Source organism: Lapidilactobacillus concavus DSM 17758 (genome assembly GCF_001435835.1).
In the GTDB taxonomy this organism is placed as follows: domain Bacteria; phylum Bacillota; class Bacilli; order Lactobacillales; family Lactobacillaceae; genus Lapidilactobacillus; species Lapidilactobacillus concavus.
Genome location: NZ_AZFX01000041.1, coordinates 32150 through 39908, shown reverse-complemented (window position 1 = coordinate 39908; position 7759 = coordinate 32150). Strand labels below are relative to the sequence as shown.

General features: G+C 39.1%; 7 protein-coding genes. All 7 read left to right on the top strand.

Features of this window, described 5'->3' with window-relative positions; translation table 11 throughout:
- The first annotated feature begins 273 nt into the window (after window positions 1–273).
- Complete coding sequence (locus FC15_RS04850; protein WP_057824511.1) at window positions 274–1242, top strand: Gfo/Idh/MocA family protein; 969 nt, start codon at window positions 274–276, stop codon at window positions 1240–1242.
- Between the two features lie 162 nt (window positions 1243–1404).
- Complete coding sequence (locus FC15_RS04845) at window positions 1405–2409, top strand: LacI family DNA-binding transcriptional regulator (RefSeq protein ID WP_057824509.1); 1005 nt, start codon at window positions 1405–1407, stop codon at window positions 2407–2409.
- Window positions 2410–2564: 155 nt separating this feature from the next.
- Complete coding sequence (locus FC15_RS04840; protein ID WP_235803336.1) at window positions 2565–3425, top strand: ABC transporter permease; 861 nt, start codon at window positions 2565–2567, stop codon at window positions 3423–3425.
- Between the two features lie 15 nt (window positions 3426–3440).
- Complete coding sequence (locus FC15_RS04835; RefSeq protein ID WP_057824507.1) at window positions 3441–4349, top strand: carbohydrate ABC transporter permease; 909 nt, start codon at window positions 3441–3443, stop codon at window positions 4347–4349.
- A 78-nt stretch (window positions 4350–4427) separates the two neighbouring features.
- Complete coding sequence (locus FC15_RS04830; RefSeq protein WP_057824505.1) at window positions 4428–6062, top strand: type 2 periplasmic-binding domain-containing protein; 1635 nt, start codon at window positions 4428–4430, stop codon at window positions 6060–6062.
- A gap of 131 nt (window positions 6063–6193) precedes the next feature.
- Complete coding sequence (locus FC15_RS04825; protein ID WP_057824503.1) at window positions 6194–6811, top strand: DUF624 domain-containing protein; 618 nt, start codon at window positions 6194–6196, stop codon at window positions 6809–6811.
- A 6-nt stretch (window positions 6812–6817) separates the two neighbouring features.
- Window positions 6818–7747, top strand: coding sequence for an ROK family protein (locus tag FC15_RS04820; RefSeq protein ID WP_057824501.1), 930 nt, complete (start codon window positions 6818–6820; stop codon window positions 7745–7747).
- Window positions 7748–7759 lie beyond the last annotated feature (12 nt).

Below are 7759 nucleotides of genomic sequence, written 5' to 3'. Positions count from 1 at the left end.
TTGGAGCCTTCAAAAACGTGCTCCACAAGGCAACTATCTGTGCTTAACAACAACTTTCCACGCAGTGGACTGACGGGTTTGACAACTCGACTGACAAGCAGAGGACTGCCGGGCCTGATGAGCAGACTTAAGCACTTGAAATCCAGATAAAATAACTGCAATGACATCATTATTTTTGATAAAAAGCGCATACATTTCCGCGGAATTAGGTTATGATTGATTTGGAAAATACAATCAACGCGAATAACCTATCAAAGGAGTAATCGGAATATTATGGCGACTTTTAGATTTGGCATCATGGGAACGGGCGGCATCGCTCATAAATTTGCGGACGCAGTTAAACTAATTGATCAATGCGAGATTACGGCCGTTGCGAATCGTACTATGGTCAAAGCACAGCAATTTGCAGATAAGTACGCGGTTGACCATGTCTATGACGATTTCGAAGAAATGCTCAAACAAGAATCGTTGGATGCCGTCTACATCGCAACGACGATGGATGTTCATTACCGACTCACACAGTTGTGCTTGAAATATCAGGTCCCAGTTTTGTGCGAGAAGGCCATGTTTATGACTAGTGAAGAGGCCATCACGACGCTGAACCAAGCACATGATAAAAAGGTTTTTGTCATGGAGGCAATGTGGAGTAAATTCTTACCGACTTATCGTCAGGTTCTAGGCTGGTTGACTGAAGGAAAGATTGGGGAAATTACGACTAGCGACTATCAATTTGGAAATTTAGTGACCAATGATCCGCAAAATCGGTTTTTTAATCCAGAACTCGGTGGTGGCGTCTCCTTTGATTTAACCGTTTATACCTATGATTTGACGACAATGCTATTAGGACATGAATTTAATCAAATTGATGTGGCAACGGACTGGCGCTATAACGTCGATGTGACCGATCATGTGGTTTTACATTATGATCATTCGCTGGCGACGATGACCACCAGTTTTGTCGCCGCGCTGGGGAATCAGTTGGTCATTTATGGTGATGCCGGTAAAATTGTGATTCCTAATGCAAATGATTGCAAAGAGGCATTCTTGTATGATGGCAATAATCAATTGGTTGAACATTATCAAGACGAAGCGACCCAAAATGGATTTACCTATGAAATTAAAGAGGTCATCAATTGTGTGTACCAGAATAAGCTAGAAAGTCCAATTGTTCCCCATCAGCTCACGATTGCCAGTGCAAGACTGTACGATCAAATCTGGGAACAGAAGAAAAAATCGGAGTAAATGTATAATTTAGTTGATCATTGTTTAAATAAAACTAAACAAAAATAGAGATCAACTTTTTTTAAAAATAAAATAAAAACGTTTTTTGAAAACCCTTGCATTGAAAAATAAGTTGTGTTATCTTTAATTTATTCAAGAGTCCGATTCGAAAGAAGTGATAACATGGCGAAGGTAACAATTAGAGATGTCGCGCGTGAAGCGGGTGTTTCCATAGCGACAGTTTCGAAGGCATTAAACAATGTCAATGTTGTCAAACCCTCAACAAAGCAGCGAATTCTTGATGCAGTTAAGAAACTTGATTATTCACCGAATTTGATTGGTAAACAATTAAAATCAGGTTCAACACAAACGATTGGTCTTTTTACTTCTAGTGTTACTGGACCATATTTTTCAATGTTGATCGATGCATTGGCTAATTTCAGTGAAAAACATGGCTATGAACTAAACGTTTTTATTTCCAGTGATAGAGAGAAAATCATCAATACAATTCGTGGTCGTTTAGTCGACGGTGCCTTGTTATTTGATACTGTTGTTGCGAATGAAGATATCGAGTTTTTGAATTCTGAACACATCTCCAGTGTTTTCTTAGATCGCAAAACTTCACACCTTAATACAACAAGTGTCGTCTTTGACTCATTCAAAGCAGGGTACGACATCACTAATTATTTAATCAATCTTGGGCATAAACAGATTGCTTACATAGCGGGGTATAAGGGCGTTTATGATAGTGAGCAGCGCTTATTAGGAGTCAAGCAGGCATTGTTTGAGCACGGCTTATCTTTTCCACCATATTATCGTCTCGAAGGTATGTTCGAGCAGGAAGCCGCATATAACGCTGTGTTATCCTTCTTGCGCTCAAGTCGAGTTCAATCTTACGAGTTACCGACAGCGTTTGTCGCAGGTAATGATATCTCTGCAATCGGTGCGATTAAAGCATTAAAACATGAGGGATTGATGGTTCCTGATGATATTAGCGTAGTGGGATTTGATGATATCGATGTCTCTGAATATTTCAATCCGCCACTAACGACGATTCATAATCCGATTGTCGCCCAAGCTAGAGCTGCGGTAGAGATGTTGGTTCGACTAATGGACGGCGAACATGACATTCCAAGCAAAGTTCTTGAAGGCGAATTAAAGATGCGTCAGTCAGCAAAAAGCCTATGAGAAATATCGCGGGCTTTTGGTATTAGCTAAAATAAAAACGTTTTTATTTTTTTGAAAGGACTGTTGTGGAAATGGAGAAAGCAAACAAACGTTCAACGGGGGTCAGGATTAAAGATTGGTGCCGGGCTTGGGCTCGTCAGTGGCAACTACAAACAATGGTGTTACCTGGAATCATTGCAATGATTATTTTCAACTTTATCCCGATTTATGGATTAAGCCTCGCATTTAGAAGCTATACCGTAACTAGTACGATGGCGAGTGCACCTTGGGTAGGGTTGGAAAACTTTAAAATTATTATTAACGATAAATATTTTTGGGAATCGGTTCAAAATACGATTGGTATTAGTGCAATTAAGTTAACTATTGAGTTTTTCTTACCGATTATTATCGCAATTATGATTTTTGAATTAAAATGGACACCTTTTAAGAAAGTGGTTCAAACAATTACTTATCTACCTCACTTTTTATCTTGGATAATTCTTGGTGGTATGTTGATCACTTGGTTGTCTTCGAATGGGATGTTAAACCAATTGCTGAACTTAATTGGAATTGCAACAAAAGACAATCATATCTTGAACGCGAACAGTTATTGGGGAATTGCATCTCTCTCAGATGTTTGGAAAGAAGCTGGTTGGGGAACAATCCTTTACTTAGCAACGATGTCTAAGATTGATCCGACTTATTATGAGGCAGCAGAAATGGATGGTGCTTCCAAACTGAGGCAGATTTGGAGTATCACGATTCCAGAAATGAGTAGTATTATCTCGCTTAACTTGATTTTATCAGTATCTGGATTGTTTAACTCAAACTTAGATCAAACTTTAGTATTAATGAATTCACAAAATCAGCCTAAAGCTGAGGTCATTAATTCATACGTTTACCGTGTGGGTTTAACTCAAGGTGATTTCTCGTATGCGACTGCTGTTGGTCTTGGCGTTTCAATTATATCGGTTGTTTTATTAATCATTACCAATACAGTAACTAAGAAATTAAATGATAATAAATCAGTGCTATAAGGAGGACACAGCATAATGACGGATGCCAAAAAAACAAATCATGAACGGCCTCGCGCACGTGTCAAAGAAAGCAAGGGTAACAGAGTATTCGATGTTGTGAATGTGATCTTGATGACTCTCTTTGCATTGATTATTATCATTCCGATGTGGAATGTTGTCATCTCTTCATTCGCAGGTAAAAATGCGGGCACCTTCGTGTTCTGGCCGAAAGAAGTGTCAATTGCCAATTATATTCGCGTTTTTAGTGACAACAGTATTTGGCAATCAATGTTTATATCAGTTGCTAAGACAGTTGTGGGTGTCGTCTTTCACCTCTTTCTCTGCTCGATTGTAGCGTATGCGTTGAGCAAGCGTGATTTAAAAGGACGTAAATTGTACTCTGCGATGGGAATTGTCACGATGTTTTTCTCGGGTGGCATGATTCCGACTTACTTATTGATTAAATCTTTAGGACTACTGAATTCGTTCTGGGTCTATATTTTGCCGGCGATGTTTAGTTATTATGACATGGTGATTTTAATGAATTTCTTCCGAGATATTCCAGATTCTTTGGAGGAATCAGCAAAGATTGATGGTGCAAGTGATTGGCGAGTCTTCTTCTCGATCATTGTGCCACTCTCAAAACCAGCATTGGCAACCATCGGGTTATTCCACGGTGTTTGGCAATGGAATGACTTTATGACGACAAAGCTTTACGTCACCAACGAAGCTTTGTATCCACTACAAATGCGCCTGTATGACATCATTGTTCAGGCACAAGCTGCGGCATCAAATGGGTTAAACGCCCAAGTTTCAATTGCAACAACTTCAAAGGGGGTGCAATTAGCTACAATCGTCGTTACAATGCTTCCAATTTTAATTTTGTATCCGTTTTTGCAAAAGTATTTTGTAACAGGGACAATGCTTGGCGCTGTCAAGGAGTAATTAAGCGGGTACGTTGTTTGTAAGTTTCATTTCAGTTTTTTGGAGAATTCTAGAAACGAAAGGGAGAGTTGCATTACTATGAAGCAGCATAAATCACTCAAGATATTTACAACAGCATTAGTTGCATTAAGCTCTGCAGTTATTCTGACCGCCTGTGGCAATGGTGGGTCCTCTGATAAGAGTTCATCGGATAACTCTAATTTACCGAAGGCCTCATATAAGATTTCCAAGTCGACACCTGCATGGAAATCCGACAAGTCCAAGATGACAACATTAACCTGGTATGTTAACGCTGATTGGTGGAATAAGGACTTCGGCAAGGACGAAATCACTAAGCAGATCAAAAAAGATTTAAATGTTAATATCAAGTTTGTCACGGGCGATGACACAAAACTTAATACCTATTTTGCAAGCGGTAACATGCCGGACTTAGTCACTATTGGTGATCCAAACTCAAAAGTTGCGAGAACGGCAAAAGATTGGGCATATCCGTTACAGGATTTAGCTAATAAATACGATCCATACTTCTACAAAGTTGCAAGTAAAGATACGTTAAATTGGTATAAGATTGATGGGAAGTCGTATGGCTATCCAAACTATTCTAATACTGCTGCCGATTACAAGAGTGGCAAGATTTTACCACGTGATGCGTTTATTATTCGGAAAGATGTTTTAGACGCAATTGGTGATCAGGATTTCACGACGCCAGAAGGTTTTGTGAAGGGAATGGCAGCCATTAAAGAGAAATTTCCTAAGTTGACACCGTTTGGATTTAATGATTTTAGTGGTGGAAATAGTTCGTTAGAAAATGTTGTTCAGGATATGTTAGGGGTTCCAATCACAACCAAAGACAATAAGTACTATGATCGTGATCTGGATTCAGACTATATCAAGTGGCTTGATGCATTCCGCCAAGTTCATGCTGCTGGAAACATTACTGATGATAGTTTCACTGATGATGCCGATACGTTCAACGAAAAGGTTTCTTCAGGTAAGTATGCAACAATGATGATGGGTTCAGATGTTAATCACGGGACTAACCTACAGGACTTTGCTTCCAAGAATCCTAAGTCAGCTTATATTGCGATTAACGGTATCCAAAGTACTAAGGGTAGAAAGCCAACATTATCGCAAGCAGGTATTTCGGGTTGGTTAATCAATTATGTGTCAAATAAGACAAAACATCCTGCAAAAGCTATTCAAGTCTTTGAATATTTGTTAAGCGATAAGGGACAAATGTTAACGAACTTTGGCCAAAAAGGTCAAATGTACACACAAGACGCAGATGGTATGGTTAAATGGACTAAGTTTGCCAAGAATATTCAAGACAACGATACAACTGCATGGCAAAAAAAATATCGTATTGGCGAATTTATCTTGTTCGGTCATGACCGTTACAAAGCCTTAAACAAGGATTCATATGTTAAAGCTGTTTGGCAAATGCAGGAATGGGGCGCTAAGTATCTGAAACCTCAATTCCAAATCGAGAATATTTCACCTAATGCAGGGACTCAAGAAGCACGTGCACTTGGAGCTATTCAAACAAACTGGCGTACAACGATGGTTAGCTTGATTCGTGCAAAGGATAAAGCAACCTTTGAGGCAACGTTGAAGAAATACAAGCAATTCCAGAAGGACAATAGTATTTCAGCAATCAACAAGGTTCGGGATAGCAATATCAAAGCGAACATGAAGAAGTTAGGCATGGATTAGGCAAATTTTGATAAAGATCCTGTTCCATTTTTCTGACAATGGACTAGCCAGAGGTATTTATACTCTGGCTATATTCATTTAAGAGTCAAAATGGTTATTTAATAAAAGCTAAGGATTAAGGAGACAGGCTAATGAAAAAAATATTTGATATGAACGGCAGCGTGTTCTCAGCGATGACGACTGTTTACCAAATTCTGGCATTAAATCTATTTTTTATTATTTCTGGAATTTGGATTGTCACAACTGGTGCAGCAGTCACGGCATTATACAGTTGTTGTCTGAAGATTGCCTATCATGAACCTGTTGACTTATATGTTGACTTTAAACGAGCGTTTAAGCAAAATCTTAAAGTTTCGACAATTATTTGGTTAGCAATGTTAATCGTCGCTTTGATACTTTTCTTAGGAACTTACTATTTTCAGCAGGTAAGGTTTTTGATTGGACTTTGGATCATGTTTGGGACTGGAACCATCGCAATTCTAGCTGCAGAGTACTTATTCCCATTGATTGCACGATACGAAAATACCAGAACAGGGTATCTTCGGAACGCAATTAATTTAAGTTTTCAACACTCAGCATATAGCATTATAATTTTTGTCGTTGACGTTGCTTTGTTGGTGTTTCTGCCGGTTTTCATTCCAAAATTGTTTTTACTTTGGTTGGCGACAGCGTTTGCGGCAACTGTGTTAATTAATAGTTATATCTTCAAATACGTGTTTGATAAATATGATGAATCAGTTAAGGAGTAGGTAAATATGAAATATTACGTTGGTTTTGATATTGGGGGAACAACAATAAAACATGGTGTTGTTGATGAGAAAGGCCAAATTATTGTTCAATCCGCCACTGAAACGCCTGAACAGCGCGATGAATTCATTACTGAATTGGCTGATATCATTCGCGATTATCAGCATGATTACCAGATTGAGGCGGTTGGCGTTTGCTCGCCAGGTATCGTTCAAAAAGATGGCTATTTGTTAACTGCGGGCGCGATAAAATGTCTTTATGGTGTGAATTTAAAGCACGAACTCGAAAATCGAGTTGGATTGACGGTCACTGTCGAAAATGATGCTAATGCCGCAGCGATTGCAGAACACTGGCTTGGTGCAGCGATTGGTATTGATAACTACCTTTGTCTAGTTGTCGGTACGGGCTTCGGCGGTGGCATTGTTATCAATGGTCAGATCTATCGTGGCGGCCACGGAATGGCTGGTGAATTTGGATGGATGCTAACTAAGGATCTTGATTTTACGGAAGACATTGAAAAAAAGTCGCTTAATGTGACGAGTGCCGTTGTTGGTGGTTTATGTTATCAGTATAGTCAAGCTAAGAAACAAGTTCAGCCAGATCTTAAAACAATCAAGGATGCAAGAATTATTTTTAGGGCTGCTCATGAAGGTGAGAAACTTGCACAGATGATTTTAAATCAATTTTATTATAATCTAGCAACGGGAATTGTTGATTTAACAGCTAGTTTTGACCCGGAATTAATTTTAGTCGGTGGTGGAATTAGTGCCAACTCAGAGTTTATTGAAAATCTTCAGTATGCGGTTGATGATCTAGAAACACGCCATCAGAGCATCCATGCGGTCAAAGAGACAGCAATTGCACCAGTTAAACCGGCAAAATTACTCAATAATGCCGGGCTGATTGGTGCGGTCTACCAAATATTTCATAAAAATTAGGGGTGTAAAGGA